We start from the raw sequence: 18,283 nt of genomic DNA, 5'->3' as shown, positions 1-18,283 counted from the left end.
CCACCGGTCCCTGCCCTCCTGTCACGGTCCTCCTGTCCCGGGTCGCGCCGTGGTCCCGCCGAGAGCCGTGCTCCGGTCGCGTCCGCGCCACTGCATGCGGATCGCCGGTCGCCGGGCGCTCGTCCCGGATCCGGTCGCGCAGTGATCGACCTCGTACTCCTGACGTCTCACCGACATGTCGCCGTCATCGGTGGTCACGACTGGAGATTCTTGCGCCCGGACAGCTTATCGACCCAATTCACCTTCGCACAGTTCGTTCACCAGGGTGGCAACTTTCTCGGGGTCATGGACGTGCCGACCGGGAACGGCGAGGTCGCCGACGTGGAGCTGTGCGCCGAATGACGCAGCGGCCCGGACCAGGTGATCCCGCTCACGGCCGGCCGGAACCGATGCGGCGTCGACGATCACGTCGTCGACCCGGAACACGTCGGCGTGCGCATGCAGCACGTGCAGATGGCGCTCGACGGAGAAACCGGTCGTCTCCCCTGGTTCCGGCGCGAGGTTGACGAACAACATCTTGCGGGCAGCGGTCTCCCGCAACGCATTCAGTTGGTCGGGTACGAGGACGTGCGGGATCACGCTGGAGAACCACGACCCGGGACCGAGTACCACCACGTCGGCACCTCGGATCGCCTCGACCGCCTCTGCACACGCAGGCGGCTCGGCCGGGAGCAATCGCACCCGCCGCACCTTTCCCGGTGTGGTCGCCACCGCCACCTGCCCACGGATGCATCGGCTGATCCGCGGGTCGCTCTCCAGACCCGAGACGTCTGCCTCGATCTCGAGCGGGACCGTCGACATCGGCAGCACGCGGCCGTCGATGTCGAACACGTCGATCAGCTCGTCGAGCGCCGCCACGGGACTTCCGGTCACCTCGGTCAGACCGGCCAACAGCAGATTGCCGATCGGGTGACCGGCGAGAGCTCCGTAGCCGCCGAACCGATGCTGGAAGGTGTTGGTCCACAACTCGTGCCCGGCCCGATCGAGCCGGCCCGGTCGGCTCGCCCGGTCGGCCAGGGCGGCAGGCGCAGACATCAAGGCCGACAGCGCCATCCGCAGATCACCCGGCGGGATGACGCCCAACTCGGCCCGCAGCCGGCCCGACGATCCGCCGTCGTCGGCGACCGTGACCACGGCGGTCACGTCCGGACTGAGGTATCGCATCGCGGTCAGGGTCGCGTACAGACCGTGACCGCCACCCAGAGCGACGATCCGCATCCGGCTCGGCTCGGCACCGCCCCCGCTGCTCACTCGCGGCCCAGATCGCGATGGATGACGCGCACGTCATAGCTCGGTGCACCGGTCCGATCCGTCATCGCCCGGAGACGGGCGCCGATCTCCTCGGAGATCGCGACGCTGCGGTGTTTCCCGCCTGTGCATCCGATGCTGATGGTCATGTACCGCTTGCCTTCTCGCAGGTAGCCGGCCGACACGATGTCGAGGATCTCCAGGTAGAGGTCGACGAAGTGCCCGGCGCCGTCCTGCCCGAGGACGTAATCGCGTACGGCGTCGTCACGTCCGTTCTGCTCCCGCAGCTCCGGGACCCAGTACGGATTCGGCAGGAATCGGGCATCTGCGACGAGGTCTGAGTCGATCGGCAACCCGTACTTGAAACCGAAGGACTGCACCGCGACGCTCAGCAGGTTGTCGGCCTCGTCCGGATACACCCCTTCGACGACCTCGCGCAGTTTCGCGGCGGTCAGCGCCGATGTCTCCACCACCAGGTCGGCCGAACTCTTGATGGGCGCGAGGATGACCCGCTCGCGGGCGATACCGTCGATCAGCGTCTCCCGTCCCTGGAGGGGATGACGTCGTCGGACCTGCTCGAAGCGGCGCACCAGGATCTGGTCGCTCGCGTCGAGGAAGAGCACCTTCGTGCGTGCGCCGGACGCCTCCAGCGTTTTTCGCAGTCGGTCGAGTTGGCCGCCGATCTCATCGTCGGAGGCACGGATCACCATCGCCAGCCGGGAGATGGCCGGATCGCTTTCCCGGACCATCCCGATCATCGTGGAGATCAGGGTCGGGGGGACGTTGTCGGCGACATACCAGCCGTCGTCCTCGAGTACGTTTGCGGCGGTCGATCGTCCGGCCCCGGACATCCCGGCCACGAACAACACCGTCAGCTCGGACCGCACGTCCACGGCCGTGCCGTCGCCGGTCGCATCGGTTGGGTCAGTCACCCGTCTTCTCCTCCACTCGGTCGGCTGTCGCGGGATCGGCCACAGGGGCATCGGCTGCGGGTACATCGGCTGCGAGTGCCTCCCGGACCGCACGAGCGGTGGCCACGCCGATGCCGGGCACCCCCGAGATGTCCTCCAGGGTCGCCTCGCGCAGGCGGGCGACCGATCCGAAATGGGTCACCAGAGCGGTGCGTCGGGTTCGCCCCAGGCCGGGCACCCCGTCGAGCACCGACTCGGTCATCCGCTTGCTGCGCTTGCTGCGATGGAAGGTGATCGCGAATCGGTGTGCCTCGTCCCGGACCCGCTGCAGCAGGAACAGGGCCTCACTGGTCCGTGGCAGGATCACCGGTTCATCATCACCCGGCACCCATACCTCTTCCAGCCGTTTGGCCAGCCCGACGACGGCCACGTCGTTCACCCCGAGCTCGTCGAGCACCGCCGCCGCCGCGTGTACCTGTGGCGCACCCCCGTCCACCACGAAAAGGTTTGGTGGGTAGGCGAATTTTCGGGGACGCCCCGATTCCGGGTCCACGGCGGGCTGTGCCGGGGTCTCCTGGTCCTGACGGTGCCGGAGAAAGCGGCGCCGGGTGACCTCGGCGATCGACGCGACGTCGTCGGAGCGACCGTCGCCTGCGGCCGCCCGGATCGAGTAGTGACGATAGTCCGATTTGCGCGGTAGGCCGTCCTCGAACACCACCAGCGACGCCACCACGTCGGTGCCCTGCACATGCGAGATGTCGATGCACTCGATGCGCAAGGGCGCCTGGTCCAGACCGAGTCCCTCCTGCAGCTCGGTGAGCGCCGCCGAACGCGTCGTCAGATCGCCTGCGCGTCGTAACTTGTGCTGTGCCAACGCCTCCGAGGCATTCCGCCCGACCGTCTCGAAGAGTGCCTTCTTGTCGCCGCGTTGCGGTACGCGCAGCGCCACCCTGCTGCCGCGCAGATCCGACAGCCATTGCTGCAGATCCTCGTGCTCGTCGGGCAATTCGGGGACGAGGACCTCCCGCGGGATCGACTCGCCACGCAGCCGGTCGTCGTCGATCTGGACCGAGGCGTCGAGATCGGCTTGCGTGCCGTAGAACTGGGTGACGAACTGCGCGACCTGCTCACCCATCGAGTCGTCGTCCGACCGTTCCACCACCCAGCCACGCTGACCACGCACCCGGCCGTCGCGGACATGGAACACCTGGACGGAGACCTCCAGATCGTCGCCGACCATCGCGACGACGTCCGCGTCGGTCCCGTCGCCCAGAACCACCGCCTGCTTCTCCATCGCACGTCGCATCGCCGCCACGTCGTCGCGCAACCTCGCAGCCTTCTCGAAATCGAGATCTTCTGCAGCCGAGCTCATTTCACGTTCGAGCTTGCGGATCATCTGATCCGTGCGGCCGGCCAGGAACTCGCAGAAGTCGTCTACGATCGCTCGGTGTTCCTCGGCGGTGACCCGTTCGACGCACGGCGCGGAACACTTGTCGATGTAGCCGAGCAGGCAGGGACGGTCGATCTGCCTGTGGCGCTTGAAGACCCCCGTCGAACAGGTACGCGCCGGGAATACCCGCGTCAGCAGATCCACGGTCTCGCGGATCGCCCAGGCATGCGAATACGGGCCGAAGTAGCGCACCCCGCGACGGCGCGGGCCGCGGTAGACGAACAGCCGCGGATACTCCTCGTTGAGCGTGACGGCCAGCACCGGGTAACTCTTGTCGTCCCGATACCGGACGTTGAACCTCGGATCGAATTCCTTGATCCAGTTGTACTCGAGTTGCAGCGCCTCGACCTCGGTGCCGACCACTGTCCACTCCACCGACGACGCCGTGGTGACCATCTGGCGGGTCCGGGGATGCAGCGATACGAGGTCGGCGAAGTAGGAGGTGAGTCGCGAGCGGAGGTTCTTGGCCTTGCCGACGTAGATGACCCGACCGTGTGCGTCGCGGAACTTGTAGACCCCGGGTTCGGTGGGAATCGTGCCCGCGGCGGGACGGTACGTTGTCGGGTCGGCCACGGATCCCAGGCTAGTCGAGGCCGGCGACGGGATGCGCAGTGCGACCGGTCGCGGGGGTGTCGGCGGGGTGGATCCCCGGCCTAGCCCGACGACGGACGGTAGCGATCCTCGAGCTCGCGAAACCTGGTCATCGCGTCGACGGCACGGTCGGAATCCCAGGCCTGCACCGCGAGGACGGGTACGTGCTCGTCGGCGGGGAGCAGCAGGCGTGCGGAGAACCCCTTGTCCGGGTAGGTCATCCCCCGCACCCGGTCCCATTCGAACACCCGCTCACCGAGCAGGTTGCGGATCGCCACGCCTGCCGGTCCGACCCGTAGCCTCGGCTGTGTGAACAGCAGGATCAGACCGGCTTCCACCAGCCCGATCAGGGCGAGCCCGAACTGGTCGGCGCCACCGACGTGCACTCCGGTGTCCGAGATGGTCAGCAGCGCGGCAAAGGTGATGTGGATGGCCAGGACCACCGCGGCCGCGACGATCGCCACACGCGGCATCCGGCGCGGCCGATAGTCGAGGTCCCATTCCACGGTCGTACCGGCACTCATCTGAGCTCACCCAGGGCCAGCGCCCGCAGGGTCAGCGCAGAGGCGAGGGCCGCCGTCGTCGCCTGGGCACCCTTGTCCTCCTTGGAGTCGGGCAGACCCGCCCGGGCCAGTGCCTGCTCCTCGGTCAGCGTGGTCAGCACCCCGTTCCCGACCGGTGTCGACTCGTCCAGCGACACCCGTGTCAGACCGGCGGTCACCGCGTCGCAGACATAGTCGAAATGTGGTGTCTCGCCCTTGATCACCACGCCGAGTGCCACCACCGCATCGTGGTTGCGGGCCAGCGCCTGCACGATCACCGGCAGCTCGATGGCCCCGGCCACGTTCACGATCGTGGGATCTGTCACGCCGTGGTCGGCGGCCGCGCGCACGGCACCGTCGAGCAGCGCGGTGCAGATCGTGGCATGCCATCGGGAGGAGACGATCGCCAGTCGAACCGCGCTCGCATCTGCCAGGTCCAGGGTGGGCTCACCATGTCCACTCACGCCGGCCCGGCCTCTCCGTCGCTGTCCACCCACTCCTCAAGACCCACCAGGTCGTGGCCCATCCGGTCACGTTTGGTCCGCAGGTACCGCAGATTCTCCGAGTTCGCCCTGACCGGCATCGGCACTCGATCGACGATCTGCAGGCCGTACCCGTCGAGGCCCACCCGCTTGGCCGGATTGTTCGTGAGCAGGCGCATCGAGCTGACGCCGAGGTCCACGAGGATCTGCGCACCGAGCCCGTAGTCGCGGGAGTCGGCGGGCAGACCGAGCTGGAGATTCGCATCGACGGTGTCCGATCCGGAATCCTGCAGCTGATACGCCTGTAGTTTGTGGAGCAGCCCGATGCCACGCCCCTCGTGACCCCGCATGTACAGGACGACGCCACGTCCCTCCGCCGACACCATCTCCATGGCGGCATCGAGTTGGGGTCCGCAGTCGCAGCGCAGCGACCCGAAGACATCACCGGTCAGACACTCCGAGTGCACTCGCACCAGGACGTCGTGGCCCTGTCCATCCGCCCCCGAGATGTCGCCCTTGACCAGCGCGACGTGCTCGACGTCGTCGTAGATGCTCGAGTACCCGACCGCGCGGAAATCGCCGTGCCGGGTGGGGATACGCGCCTCGGCAACCCGCACGACATGCTTCTCGTGACGACGGCGCCATGCGATGAGATCGGCGATCGAGATGAGGGCCAGGTCGTGGTCGTCGGCGAACACCCGGAGCTCATCGGTCTGCGCCATCGAGCCCTCGTCCTTCTGGCTGACGATCTCGCAGATCACCCCGGCGGGTGACAACCCGGCGAGCCGGGACAGGTCGACCGCCGCCTCGGTGTGGCCGGGACGGCGCAGCACGCCGCCCTCCTTGGCTCGCAGCGGCACCACATGACCGGGCCGGGTGAAGTCGACCGCGCTGCTCTGCGGATCGGCGAGCAGCCGCATGGTGGTGGCCCGGTCGGACGCGCTGATCCCGGTGCCGATGCCCTCGCGCGCGTCGACGGTGACGGTATACGCGGTCCCGTGCTTGTCCTGGTTCATCGAGTACATCGGCGGGAGACCGAGACGGTCGCAGTCCTCACCGGCGAGGGGCACACACAGATAGCCCGAGGTATAGCGCACCATGAAGGCGACGAGCTCAGGCGTCGCCTTCTCCGCGGCGAAGATCAGGTCGCCCTCGTTCTCGCGGTCCTCGTCATCGACCACCACGACGGCCTTTCCGGCCGCGATGTCGGCGATCGCCCGCTCCACCGAGTCGAGCCGGACATCGGCCTGCGCCACCCGGCCCGGAGGATCGGCAAGGCCGCCGCTGCCCACTGCTGCTTCACTCGTCATCGTTGACTCCACTCCCTGACGCGTCACGCACGCCATCGTCGCCTGCGCCCGGCACCTGCGAGTCGACCTGGTCCCGCAGAGCGGGATGCAGACGCTCGACGTACTTGGCGATTACGTCGACCTCGAGGTTCAACGGGTTGCCCGTGGTGGCGACCCCGAGGTTGGTCTCTTTCAGCGTGGTGGGGATGAGGGAGATCTCGAACCACGACCCCGACCCGGGGGACGTGCCGAGTGCCGCGACGGTCAGCGAGACCCCGTCGACGGTGATCGATCCCTTCTCCACGATGTAGCGGCTCAGCTCGTCCGGGACGGCGATCCGCACGATCGTCCAATGGTCCGACGGGGTGACGGAGATGACCTCGCCCACACCGTCGACGTGCCCTTGCACGATGTGACCGCCGAATCGTCCGCCTGCGGCCATCGCTCGTTCGAGATTCACCGGACTGCCGCTGCCGAGCGCGGCGAGCGAGCTGCGGCGCAGGGTCTCGGCCATCACATCGACGGTGAACTCGTCGGGTCCCTGCTCGACGACGGTCAGACACACGCCGTTGACCGCTATCGAGTCACCGAACTTGGCATCGCTGGTCACAAGGGGTCCGCGAACGGTCAGTCGGGCGGCATCGGTCAGATCGTCTCGACGGACGATGGTGCCGAGTTCCTCGACGATCCCGGTAAACACGTGGCGCTCCTCAGTACTCGCTCGGAGCATGCGGCGAGGTGAGACGAGGGCGGCCGTCGGTGGTGCCCGTTCTCTCACATCCGGACTATGACCGTCGGCTCCGGATTCACACCGGATCTGCTGTCCCTGCCGGCCGGCAGGCGCTCGCGGGCTCGACATCCCCTCGTGTGGGAGGACACCATCACCGCCGGTGGGGAATTACACCCCGCCCCGAGAACTCTGATATCGAAATTAGCACGCCCCGACTCACCGTGGCATTTCGCGTCCGTCACAGGTGCGATCATGATCACGGACTCGACCGGCACAGTGCCGCTCAGCGGGACAGACGCAGCAGCACATCGGAACCGAGCGTTTCCACCGCACTGAGGGAAAATCGCCTCGCGTCGGCCAGTGTCGTCACGTCGGGTACGGCCACCGACGCGGGACCACCGCCGAGAACCACCGGTGCCACATACGCCTCGATCTCGTCGACGAGATCCGCGGCGAGGAACGCCCCGATGATGGACGGCCCACCCTCCACGAGGACCCACAATGCATCCGGGAGATCGGCGAGCACCGCTGCCGGATCGTGGGTTCGGATGTGCCTCAGCGGCGCGGCCCCGTCGGCGACCTGTGCGGTGTCGGGCAGGTCCCGCTGCCCCATCACCACTCGTGTTGGTTGATGAGTTCGCAAGTCGCCGTTGGTATGTCGGGCCGTCAACGCGGGATTGTCACGCAGCACGGTCCCGGTGCCGACCACGATCGCGTCGAGAGTGGCGCGTTGTCGGTGTGCTCGCCGACGCGCGAGGGGCCCGGTGATCCACTGACTTGTGCCATCGGGTGCGGCGACCCGTCCGTCGATGCTCGCGGCGATCTTCGCGGTCACGAGCGGGCGACCATGCCGTTGCCGGAAGAGCCATGCCCGCAGTGGGCCGACCTCGGCCTCGCCGGCCCGGATGCCGCCGACCACGGTCAGGCCGGCCGTGCGCATCGTCTGCGCTCCCCCGGCCGCGGTCGGATTCGGATCCTCGACGGCGTAGTAGACGGCGGTGACCCCGGCATCGATGAGTGCGCGCGTGCAGGGGCCGGTGCGCCCGGTGTGATCGCAGGGCTCGAGCGTGACCACCGCCGTCGCCCCGGCGGCTGCCGCACCCGCCTCGCGTAGGGCCATCACCTCGGCATGGGGCCCGCCGACGGGTTGGGTGAATCCGCGGCCGACCACGGCACCGTCGGCGGAGAGGATCACCGCACCGACAGGCGGATTGGGTGAGCTGGCACCCTGCGCGTGGCGCGACTCGTCGATGGCGAGATCCATCGCACGCGCCACATCGGTACCCGATGGCAACGGCTCATCCACCATGTCGCGGTCAGCCGGCGCTCGCCCGCGCGGCCGCGGCCTGCGCGCGCAGTGCACCGACGGCGGCACCAGGATCCGCGGCCCCGTAGACGGCCGACCCGGCCACGAAACAGTCGATACCCGCCTCGGCAGCCTGTTCGATGGTGTCGGCGTTGATGCCGCCGTCGATCTCGACGAGCAGCCGCAGATCCTCCGAGTCGATGAACTTCCGGATCGCACGGGCCTTCGCCAAGACCTCGGGGATGAACTGCTGTCCACCGAATCCCGGCTCCACACTCATGATGAGGAGCGTGTCGAAGTCGCGCAGGATCTGCAGATAGGGCTCCAGCGGAGTGCCCGGCTTGATGCTCAGACCGGCCTTGGCGCCGGCCGCCCGGACATCACGGGCGACGGCGACCGGATCATCGGTGGCCTCGGCATGGAAGGTGACGTTGTAGGCGCCGGCCTCCGCATACGGCGGTGCCCAGCGGCCCGGGTCCTCGATCATCAGATGGCAGTCGAGCGGGATGTCGGTGGCCTTCAGCAGGCTCTCCACCACGGGGAGCCCCAGCGTCAGATTGGGCACGAAGTGAGCATCCATGACATCCACGTGCAGCCAGTCGGCGCGGTTGGTCCCGGACCCGGCGACGGCCTCGGCCTCGGCGCCGAGATTCGCGAAATCCGCGGAGAGGATGGACGGGGCGATCATCGGGGCAGATCCGGAATCACACATGGCCTCAGATTGTAGGGCGCATGACATGCCCGGCCGCGCCGGTCTCGGCTCTTGTCGCCGGGGCAGCGACCGGTCAGCGACGCAGGGCGGCCAGGAACATCGCATCGGTGCCGTGGATGTGCGGCCACAACTGGACGTGTGGACCGTCGCCCATCGAGTCGGCTGACACCAGCGGGCGCGCGTCGATCTGCTCGACCTCCGGATGGGCGGCCAGGACGTCGGCGACCACCCCGGTCGTCTCGGCCGGGTGCGGTGAGCAGGTCGAATAGACGACCACGCCGCCCGGCCGGACCAACCGCAGCGCCTCGGCGAGGAGTTCGCGCTGCAGCACGACGAGTTCGTCCACGTCGTCGGGCGTGCGCCGCCACCGGGCCTCCGGTCGACGGCGCAGCGAACCGAGCCCGCTGCACGGCGCGTCCAGCAGGATCCGGTCGTACCCCGGTGTCAGTCCGCTCGACCGCGCATCGGCGACATACACGTCGACCGGCAGGTCACCCACGACCTTCCGGATCAGTTCGGCACGATGCTCGGACACCTCCACCGCGTCGAGGCGCGCACCGTCGATGTCGGCGATCGCGGCCACCAGCGCAGCCTTTCCGCCGGGGCCCGCGCACATGTCCAGCCAGCGACCGGCGTCGTCGGTCACCTCGGCGACCGTCATCGCGCGACCGACCAGCTGGCTGCCCTCGTCCTGCACACCGGCATAGCCGTCGCGGACGGCCTCGAGATCGCCCGGGTCACCGCCTGCGAGATAGACGCAGTACGGCGAGTAGCGGCCGACCTCGCCGTCGCTGACGAGCGCCAGCTCCTCGGCGGTGATCAGACCCGGCCGGGCCACCAGGTGCACCGGCGGGCGTTCGTCGTCGGCGGCCAACGCCGCCTGCAGTCGGCCTGCGGAACCGCCCAGCGCATCGTCGAAGACCTGCGCGATCCAGCGAGGATGGGCGTACCGGAACGCCAGGTTCCCGATCAGATCATCGGCGATCGAGGGCGCGAGGTCGTCGATCCAGAGGTCCTCGTCGCGCTGGGACACCTTGCGCAGCACCGCGTTCACGAAGCCGGCGGGACCCATTCCCGCCTCTGATCTGATCAGGTCGACGGAGGTCGAGACGGCCGCATGAGCGCCGATCCGGGTGCGCAACAGCTGATAGACACCGAGCCGCAGCACGTCGAGCACCCGGCCGTCGATCTCGTCGACCGGACGATCGGCGGCCGAGGCGATGACCGCGTCGAGCAACCCCTGCGCGCGGGCCGAACCGTAGGCGAGCTCGGTGGCGAGGGCGGCGTCTCGGCCGGTGATCCCCCTCTCCCGCAAGATCTTCGGCAGGATGAGGTTGGCGTAGGCATCGCGTTCGCGAACTGCCCGGAGGGTGTCGCGCGCCGCCGCCCGCGCGGGGTCGACCGACTTGTCGCGAATCATCGGCGAGCGCTTCATTCCACCACCGTCCCATCTCCCAGATGTGCACCGCGCGCCCAATCCGCCGCAGGCATCGCCTTCTTTCCGGGCGGCTGCACCCAGGACAGACGCACCGGTCGGGTGGCCGTGCCGACATCGACCGAACGTTTCGCCACCACCAGCTCGCCCGGCGCAGGCCGGGTCGGCTCGTCGGGCACCTCCAGCGGCGTCACCGGACCGACTTTGATTCGTGCACCGTCGAGGGTGGTCCAGGCGCCGGGTGCCGGGGTGTGCGCCCGGATTCGACGGTCGACGATGTGGGCGGGCAGATCCCACCGGATCCGCGCGTCATCCACGTCGACCTTCGGGGCGTGGCTGACGCCTGCGGCGGTCTGGGCCACCGGCATCAGGGTGCCGGAATCGACACCGTCGAGTGTCGACAGCAACAGGTGCGCGCCCGCCTTCGACAACCGTTCGAGGAGGTCTCCACTGGTGTCGGCCGGCCCGATGTTCTCGGTGATCAGACCGTAGACCGGCCCGGTGTCGAGCCCCTCCTCCAGCTGGAACGTGCTCGCGCCGGTGACCTCGTCACCCGCGGCGATCGCATGCTGGACCGGTGCCGCGCCCCGCCAGGCCGGCAGGACCGAGAAGTGCAGATTGATCCAACCGTGCGTCGGCAGGTCCAGCAGGCCTGCGGGAACCAGCCCACCGTAGGCGACCACCGCCCCGCAGTCGGGTCGCCAGGTTCGCAGCCGGTCGAGCACCCCTGGATCGGTGAGCCGTCGCGGGGTGATCACCTCGAGGCCGTGTTCGTCGGCGAGAGACGCCACCGGTGACCGGACCACCGAACGACCGCGCCCCGATGCGGCATCGGGTCGCGAGATCACCCCGACCACCTCGTGCTGCGGCGAGTCCATCAGCAACTGCAGAGACGGCACCGCCACCTCCGGGGTTCCGGCGAATACGACCCTCATACGACCCTTTCGTCGCGGACGACGGCGATGTCCGTGCTCATCCGATCGTAGGGGGATCGACCTGGACGCGGATCGGTCCGGTGTCATGATTCGCGTTGCGCCGCACCTGAGCGGCCACCAGCGCCGCGGCCAGGCCCTTGCCGTCACGGCGGTCGACCCGCAGCAGGATGCGCTCGATGTCCCCGTCGAAGGAATCCCCCGAGCCCGCCGGTGCACGCACACCCGCAGGCAGCGGAACCGGACCGAGTCTCTCTGCGCCGTCGGGTAATCCGACCCCGTCGACGAAGGCGCCGATCGTCTCCGGCGGGCCGTCGATCGACGCCATCGTGACCGCGGGCGGAAAGCCGAGTTCGGTGCGCTGCGCCAGCTCTTGTTGCGCGAAACCCACCGGGTCCCAACGGATCATGGCCTGGACCGGCGCGAGTCCGGCATCGGCGACGATCACCATCGTGCCGCCCGCGGCGTGCGGGCGCACCAGCGACCCGACCGCCATCCAGCGCCGCACCGCGTCTTCCGCGGCGCGCAGATCCGCCCGATCCAGTTGCGCCCAGGTGTCGAGCACAACGGCGGCCCCATATCCGCCGGCGACGACGGGTTCGGCCCCGGGTGTGGCCACCACGATCCGGGCGCCCGTCTCCACCTCGTCGAGGACCGACGCACCCCCGGAGGTGGCGACGGGGACCCCGGCGAACGCACGACCGAGTTCTTCCGCGGTCCGCCGGGCGCCGGTGGTGAGTGCGCGCACCTCGCTCCCGCCACACTCGGCACAGCGAAACGACCTCTCCACCCGTCCGCACCAGCGGCACGACAACACGTTGCCCGCATCGAGTTGCACCGGTCCGTGACACGTCCGGCAACGAGCGTGTGCCCGGCACCGTGCGCACGCCAGCGACGGCATGTAACCGCGACGGGGAACACTGAACAGCACCGGTGCATCGGCCGCCACTGCGGACCGCGCCGCCTCGAAGGCCACTCCGGGGATGCGAGCGGACCGGGCCAGGGGATCGCCTGCGACCCTGCGGTCCTCGGCACTGAGCGCGACCACGCGAGCGGTGCGCGAACGCACGGTCGCGCGATCGGCGACGAGGTCGTGTGCCCACCCCGCGGTCACCAGCGACTGCGCTTCGGTGGTCCGCGCGAATCCCCCGATCACCAGGGCACACCGCTGCTGATGAGACCGCAGCACCGCGACCTCCCGAGGATGCGGATACGGCGCTCGCGGCTCGTTGAGACTGTCGTCGCCGTCGTCCCACACCGCGATCAGACCGAGATCATGCACCGGCGCGAACATCGCGCTCCGGGTACCGAGGACCACGTCGACCGCTCCCCTGCGGATGGCGAGCCACCGTCGGTACCGTGCGGTCGGACCGAGCCCGGCCGCCAGCGTGACGCAGCGTTCCCCGAAGATCGGTCCGCATGCGGCCTCGAGACGATCGAGATCGCGCTGATCCGGCACCACCAGGATCGCGCCGCGTCCGGCCGCTGCTGCCGTCGCGGCCAGTTCGGCGAGACGAGACGGCCAGTCCTCGCCCGGCGTCGCCTGCCAGATCGCCCGCGGGTGGCCCGAATGCATCGACGCGAGAAAGGAATCCGCGGTCGAATAGGTCGTGGTCCAGGCCGCTGTGTCGGGCATCGCGACAGGACCGGACGACGCCGGAACCGGGGTGTCCTCCTTCTCGGTCCGGGCGTGCCTCGGCGGGACCGCGAGCCGGACCACATCCGACATCGTGCCTGCGTAGCGGTCGGCGACAGCACGACACAGGGTTGCCAGATCAGCACCGAGAACCGGCTCCGGGGAGACCACCCGCTCGAGCCAGCCCAGTTTGCCTGCGTGATCACTCTCGGTCACGCGATCGAGAAGGAATCCGTCGACGAGCCGTCCGGCGAACCGCACGCGCACCCGGACGCCGGGCACGGCCGATGCGTCCTGGTCGGTGTCGATCAGATAGTCGAACGGCCGATCCAGGTGGGCCAGCCCCAGCATCGGCAGGACTTTGCCGATCGGCCGCTCGGCGGCCCGCTCACGCGTGCTCAGAGGCCTGCGGCCGCCCGCAGCTTCTCGGCACGGTCGGTGCGCTCCCAGGGGAGGTCGACATCGGTGCGGCCGAAGTGACCGTAAGCGGCGGTCGGTGCGTAGATCGGACGCAACAGATCAAGATCGCGGATGATCGCCAGCGGCCGGAGATCGAACTCCTCGGCGATCACCTTCTCGATGACGGTGGGATCGACGCGCTCGGTACCGAAGGTCTCGACGAAGAGCCCGACCGGTGCGGCCTTGCCGATCGCGTAGGCGACCTGGACCTCGATACGCCCGGCGAGCCCGGCGGCGACAGCATTCTTGGCGACCCAGCGCATCGCGTATGCGGCGCTGCGATCGACCTTCGACGGGTCCTTGCCGGAGAATGCCCCACCGCCGTGGCGTGCCATGCCGCCGTAGGTGTCGACGATGATCTTCCGTCCGGTGAGTCCGGCATCACCCATCGGTCCACCGAGCACGAACTTTCCGGTGGGATTGACCAGCAACCGGACCGCCGAGGTGTCCAGACCCGGCAGCGCGAGGTCGGCGAGCACCGAGTCGACCACCTTCGCGCGGATGTCGGGGGTGAGCATGTTGTCGAGGTCGATGTCGGCGGCGTGCTGGGTCGAGATCACCACGGTGTCGAGCCGGACCGGCTTGTCGCCGTCGTATTCGATGGTCACCTGGGTCTTGCCGTCGGGACGAAGGTACGGGAGCACCCCGCTCTTGCGGACCTCGGTCAGACGACGCGACAAACGATGGGCGAGCGCGATCGGGACCGGCATCAACTCCGGGGTCTCGTCGGTCGCGTAACCGAACATCAGTCCCTGGTCACCGGCGCCCTGGCTGTCGATCTCGTCCTCGGAGATGCCACTGCGGCTCTCGTGGGAGGTGAACACACCACCGGCGATGTCGGGCGACTGCGCACCGATCGCGACGTTGACGCCGCACGACGCACCGTCGAAACCCTTGGTCGACGAGTCGTAGCCGATCTCGAGGATCTTCTCGCGGACGATGCCGGGGATGTCGACATACGCGGTGGTGGTGACCTCACCGGCCACATGCACCTGGCCGGTGGTGACCAAGGTCTCCACCGCGACACGTGCCTTCGGATCCTGGGCGAGCATCGCGTCGAGGATCGAGTCGCTGATCGCGTCACAGATCTTGTCGGGGTGACCTTCGGTGACGGATTCACTGGTGAACAGGCGTGACGCAGAGGTGGTCATCTGGTCCTCTCAGGCTCTCCGGGCCCGGACGGGCGCGCCGGCAGTCGTCGCTGCCGTTGGTTGTCTCTGTTGAGCAATTGTGGCTACTCAGCAATTGTGACTTCTGAACAGGGGTTCTGGCACTTCGGGTCGGACCCGATGTGAACGCGTTCCAAACTACACACCGGCTCCGACCCTTCGGAGGCGGCCCGGCCGGTCAGGCGGTGCCGCCACCATCTGGCACCAGCGCACGGACCTCGTCAAGGATTCTGCTCGACATGAGCGTTTTCGAGCCGAGTGGCAGAGCGGTCTCGGTGCCGCTCGACGACAACAGCCAGCCGGTGTTGTCCTCGGTCCCGAACGCCTTGCCGTCGCCCACCGCATTCACCACCAGCAGGTCGCAGCCCTTACGACGCAGTTTGGCCCGACCGTGGTCGAGCACACCGCCGGTCTCGTCGCCGGTCTCGGCGGCGAAACCGACGACGACGGTCTGCGCGGGAATGTTGCCGGCCTCGCGGCTCTCGACGAGTCCGCGGAGGATGTCGGGATTGGTGGTCAGCTCGATCGGCGCGGGCCCCGACTCCCCCTTCTTGATCTTCGCCTCGGACACCGACACCGGCCGGAAGTCGGCGACAGCGGCCGCCATGATCACCACATCGGCCTCTGCGGCACGTTTGGTCATCTCGTCGGCCAGTTCCTGCGCACTCGCCACCGGGACGATCTCGACGCCGGCCGGATCTCCCGGATCCGCGGTCGAGCCCGCGACGACGGTGACGATCGCGCCGCGCTGGGCCGCGGCCCGCGCAAGCGCGAAACCCTGTTTGCCGGAACTGCGGTTACCGAGGAAACGCACCGGATCAAGCGGTTCGCGCGTACCGCCCGCGCTGATCACCACTCGCACTCCACCCAGGTCGTAGGGCAGTGCGTCCGGGCGTTCGAGCAGCAGCTCGCCGATCATCGCTATCTCCTGCGGATCGGGCAGGCGCCCTCGACCGCTGTCGGTACCGGTGAGGCGTCCGGACGCCGGCGTCATCACCGTGATCCCGCGCTCACGCAAGGTCGCGACGTTCGCCTGGGTCGCGGCGTGCTCCCACATCTCGGTGTGCATTGCCGGGACGACGAGGACGGGACATCGCACGGTGAGCAGTGACGCGGTCAGCAGGTCGTCTGCGCGCCCGGATGCCGCGCGTGCCATCAGGTCGGCGGTCGCGGGCGCGATGATGACGAGATCGGCACCCTGACCGAGGCGCACGTGGGCAACCTGGTCGACGTCGTCGAAGACATCGGTGGTCACGGGGTTGCCCGACAGCGCCTCGAAGGTGGCGGCACCGACGAACTTGAGGGCCGATCGGGTGGGCACCACGCGGACTTCATGGCCCGCCTCGGTGAAATGCCGGATCACCGAGCAGACCTTGTACGCGGCGATCCCGCCGCCGACACCGATCAGAACCCGGCGTCGTGGGGTACCCGGCGTACCTGTGCGCGCTGTGGTCATCCCCGCGCCCGAGGTCTCTATTCGCCTTCGGTGTGCTCGAGGAGGTCGGAGTGGATCTCCCGCATGGCGATCGACAGCGGCTTCTCCTGCAGGCCGGGCTCCACCAGCGGGCCGACATATTCGAGGATGCCGTCGCCGAGCTGGTTGTAATAGTCGTTGATCTGCCGGGCACGCTTGGCCGCGTAGATCACCAGCGCATACTTCGACGACGCACGCTCGAGCAGCTCGTCGATCGGTGGGTTGGTGATACCCAGCGGGGTCTCATAAGCCGGGGCGTCGGCGATCTCGGTCACGTCGAAATTCGTCTGGGTGCTCACGCATTCTCCTGCATCACTGTGCTCTGTGCGGGGACCATCGGGTGGCGACGGCCGTCCGCCTTACTCAAACGTCTGAGGTCGATTGTCCGGTCGGGGTCGGGTGAGACGCCGAATCCTCGGACCCGACCAGCAAGGATACCAACTCGGAGGCCACCTGGTCGACTTGGTGGTTCACGAGCACGTGGCCGAACTCATCTTGGGCGTCCATCTCGGTGCGCGCCGTCTCCAGGCGACGGGCGACCGCATCCGGTGTCTCGGTGCCCCGACCGGTGAGCCGCGACACCAATTCGTCCCAGCTCGGCGGTGCGAGGAAGACACTGACCGCCTCCGGCAGCCTGCGGACCACATTGCGCGCGCCGGCCAGGTCGACTTCCACGAGCACGGGAACGCCCTGTTCCAGTGCCTCGACGACGGGCTTGACCGGGGTTCCCGACCGTTGGAGACCGCCGTGGATCTCGGCCCACTCGAGGAGCTCGTCGTCGGCGATCATGCGGTCGAACTCGTCGCCGGACACGAAGTGGTAGTCGCGTCCGTCGACCTCTCCGGGCCGCGGTGCACGCGTCGTCGCCGACACGCTGAAATGCATGGTCGGCAGCAGCTCGCGCACCTTGGAGACCACGGTGGACTTACCGACGGCGGAGGGGCCGACCAGTACCACCAGTCGACCCCTCGTGCGCTCGGATTGCGGCTGCTGCGGCGGTCGGGTCACCGCCGAACCTGAGTCGTCGTCACGCGTCCGCGCTGCTTCTGCTCGGTCAGGAGCTGAACTTCTCGAGCAGCGCCTTGCGCTGGCGATCGCCGAGTCCGCGCAGGCGGCGCGTCGGAGCGATCTCCAGTTCGGTCATGATCTCCTGCGCCTTGACCTTGCCGACCTTGGGCAGCGCTTCGAGCAACGCCGACACCTTCATCTTGCCCAGGATCTCGTCGTTCTCCGCGTCTTTCAGCACCTGCTTGAGGTCGGTGCCGCCACGCTTCAGGCGCTCCTTGAGCTCGGCGCGGGCCCGCCGAGCGGCAGCTGCCTTCTCCAACGCTGCAGCGCGCTGCTCGTCTGTCAACTGGGGAAGGGCCACGGGGTTCCTCCGTCTTTCGTGTCTTCGATTGGACTGTCACCAGGTGCCCGAAGGCGCCTGATGGCGGTTGGTCGCCGGCGCGACCGGTGCGGTCGCGATCAGCGACAACGCCACCGCCGCCGAATGGTGCGGCGAAAGCGACCGTACTCACGTGAGCAGGCATTTGCGAGTGCCACCCCCGGGAAATCCACCGGATTCCTGTGTTGTAACGTCCCTCGCCCCTCGAACGTAGACCATCGCCCCGACACCGATCGCGGCAGCGCTCTGACTACGTAATTTACCGAGAAACCGCAGGTCACCGATGACGCCTGCAGACCGGAGCGCCCCGACGACGACGTTCGGTGCCCAATTGCGCGTCTGCCTGCACTGATACGGATGTGACGGGAGTGATGATCAGGAATTTCTCTGGAATCGATCGCTCGTCGCGCGTGTCGCGTGACCACCTCGACACCGAGCCCGCACCGGCGCGGGAAGCGTCGCCGAGAGTGCGACCAGGAGACGCCTACCGGGGGAGAGATACCCCTCATGCAGCCGTGGTCGGGCGATCA

General features: G+C 68.4%; 18 protein-coding genes and 1 riboswitch. All 18 genes read right to left on the bottom strand.

All coding sequences use genetic code 11. From position 1 onward, the window contains the following. Positions 1 to 21: 21 nt before the first annotated feature. The 18 genes from IDF66_RS20330 to mihF all read right to left on the bottom strand — a co-directional run bounded on the left by IDF66_RS20330 (position 22) and on the right by mihF (position 17,735). The gene (locus IDF66_RS20330) at positions 22 to 198 is read right to left on the bottom strand and encodes a hypothetical protein (RefSeq protein WP_164307919.1); all 177 of its coding nucleotides are present in this window, start codon (positions 196 to 198) and stop codon (positions 22 to 24) included. Between the two features lie 27 nt (positions 199 to 225). Beyond that, complete coding sequence (locus IDF66_RS20325) at positions 226 to 1,218, bottom strand: gluconeogenesis factor YvcK family protein (RefSeq protein WP_190268405.1); 993 nt, start codon at positions 1,216 to 1,218, stop codon at positions 226 to 228. A 29-nt stretch (positions 1,219 to 1,247) separates the two neighbouring features. Beyond that, positions 1,248 to 2,180, bottom strand: a complete 933-nt coding sequence (gene rapZ / locus IDF66_RS20320) for an RNase adapter RapZ (RefSeq protein ID WP_317628788.1) — start codon at positions 2,178 to 2,180, stop codon at positions 1,248 to 1,250. Beyond that, the gene (gene uvrC, locus IDF66_RS20315; RefSeq protein WP_190268341.1) at positions 2,173 to 4,182 is read right to left on the bottom strand and encodes an excinuclease ABC subunit UvrC; all 2,010 of its coding nucleotides are present in this window, start codon (positions 4,180 to 4,182) and stop codon (positions 2,173 to 2,175) included. The genes rapZ and uvrC overlap by 8 nt, the downstream gene beginning before the upstream one ends. Positions 4,183 to 4,262: 80 nt before the next feature. Further along, complete coding sequence (locus IDF66_RS20310; RefSeq protein ID WP_164307922.1) at positions 4,263 to 4,724, bottom strand: PH domain-containing protein; 462 nt, start codon at positions 4,722 to 4,724, stop codon at positions 4,263 to 4,265. Next, complete coding sequence (ribH, locus tag IDF66_RS20305) at positions 4,721 to 5,206, bottom strand: 6,7-dimethyl-8-ribityllumazine synthase (RefSeq protein WP_164307924.1); 486 nt, start codon at positions 5,204 to 5,206, stop codon at positions 4,721 to 4,723. The genes IDF66_RS20310 and ribH overlap by 4 nt, the downstream gene beginning before the upstream one ends. After that, the gene (locus IDF66_RS20300) at positions 5,203 to 6,534 is read right to left on the bottom strand and encodes a bifunctional 3,4-dihydroxy-2-butanone-4-phosphate synthase/GTP cyclohydrolase II (protein ID WP_223309870.1); all 1,332 of its coding nucleotides are present in this window, start codon (positions 6,532 to 6,534) and stop codon (positions 5,203 to 5,205) included. The genes ribH and IDF66_RS20300 overlap by 4 nt, the downstream gene beginning before the upstream one ends. Further along, positions 6,524 to 7,213 carry a riboflavin synthase gene (locus IDF66_RS20295; protein ID WP_190268340.1) on the bottom strand — a complete coding sequence of 230 codons (690 nt, stop codon included), beginning with the start codon at positions 7,211 to 7,213 and terminating at the stop codon, positions 6,524 to 6,526. Before IDF66_RS20295 ends, IDF66_RS20300 begins: the two co-directional genes overlap by 11 nt. A 64-nt stretch (positions 7,214 to 7,277) precedes the next feature. Further along, positions 7,278 to 7,435, bottom strand: a riboswitch (FMN riboswitch). A 91-nt stretch (positions 7,436 to 7,526) separates the two neighbouring features. Next, positions 7,527 to 8,552 (bottom strand): bifunctional diaminohydroxyphosphoribosylaminopyrimidine deaminase/5-amino-6-(5-phosphoribosylamino)uracil reductase RibD, encoded by a 1,026-nt coding sequence (ribD, locus tag IDF66_RS20290; RefSeq protein WP_190268339.1) that lies wholly within the window; start codon positions 8,550 to 8,552, stop codon positions 7,527 to 7,529. A 7-nt stretch (positions 8,553 to 8,559) separates the two neighbouring features. Continuing rightward, positions 8,560 to 9,261: a ribulose-phosphate 3-epimerase gene (gene rpe / locus IDF66_RS20285; protein ID WP_190268338.1), complete on the bottom strand. Its 702-nt coding sequence runs from the start codon at positions 9,259 to 9,261 to the stop codon at positions 8,560 to 8,562. A gap of 73 nt (positions 9,262 to 9,334) precedes the next feature. After that, positions 9,335 to 10,696 (bottom strand): RsmB/NOP family class I SAM-dependent RNA methyltransferase, encoded by a 1,362-nt coding sequence (locus IDF66_RS20280; protein WP_190268337.1) that lies wholly within the window; start codon positions 10,694 to 10,696, stop codon positions 9,335 to 9,337. Next, entirely contained in the window at positions 10,693 to 11,631 is a 939-nt protein-coding gene (gene fmt / locus IDF66_RS20275) for a methionyl-tRNA formyltransferase (RefSeq protein ID WP_190268336.1), read from the bottom strand. Before fmt ends, IDF66_RS20280 begins: the two co-directional genes overlap by 4 nt. A gap of 37 nt (positions 11,632 to 11,668) precedes the next feature. Then, positions 11,669 to 13,615: a primosomal protein N' gene (locus IDF66_RS20270; RefSeq protein WP_223309869.1), complete on the bottom strand. Its 1,947-nt coding sequence runs from the start codon at positions 13,613 to 13,615 to the stop codon at positions 11,669 to 11,671. A gap of 47 nt (positions 13,616 to 13,662) precedes the next feature. Further along, complete coding sequence (gene metK / locus IDF66_RS20265; RefSeq protein ID WP_190268335.1) at positions 13,663 to 14,874, bottom strand: methionine adenosyltransferase; 1,212 nt, start codon at positions 14,872 to 14,874, stop codon at positions 13,663 to 13,665. A gap of 196 nt (positions 14,875 to 15,070) precedes the next feature. Beyond that, the gene (coaBC, locus tag IDF66_RS20260; protein WP_164307937.1) at positions 15,071 to 16,348 is read right to left on the bottom strand and encodes a bifunctional phosphopantothenoylcysteine decarboxylase/phosphopantothenate--cysteine ligase CoaBC; all 1,278 of its coding nucleotides are present in this window, start codon (positions 16,346 to 16,348) and stop codon (positions 15,071 to 15,073) included. A gap of 17 nt (positions 16,349 to 16,365) precedes the next feature. Next, complete coding sequence (rpoZ, locus tag IDF66_RS20255; RefSeq protein WP_164307939.1) at positions 16,366 to 16,665, bottom strand: DNA-directed RNA polymerase subunit omega; 300 nt, start codon at positions 16,663 to 16,665, stop codon at positions 16,366 to 16,368. A gap of 64 nt (positions 16,666 to 16,729) precedes the next feature. Further along, positions 16,730 to 17,374, bottom strand: a complete 645-nt coding sequence (gene gmk, locus IDF66_RS20250; protein WP_164307940.1) for a guanylate kinase — start codon at positions 17,372 to 17,374, stop codon at positions 16,730 to 16,732. Positions 17,375 to 17,420: 46 nt separating this feature from the next. After that, the gene (gene mihF / locus IDF66_RS20245) at positions 17,421 to 17,735 is read right to left on the bottom strand and encodes an integration host factor, actinobacterial type (protein ID WP_012834141.1); all 315 of its coding nucleotides are present in this window, start codon (positions 17,733 to 17,735) and stop codon (positions 17,421 to 17,423) included. Positions 17,736 to 18,283 lie beyond the last annotated feature (548 nt).

Source organism: Gordonia hankookensis, from assembly GCF_014673215.1.
In the GTDB taxonomy this organism is placed as follows: domain Bacteria; phylum Actinomycetota; class Actinomycetes; order Mycobacteriales; family Mycobacteriaceae; genus Gordonia; species Gordonia hankookensis.
This window is presented reverse-complemented; position numbering and strand designations above follow the sequence as displayed.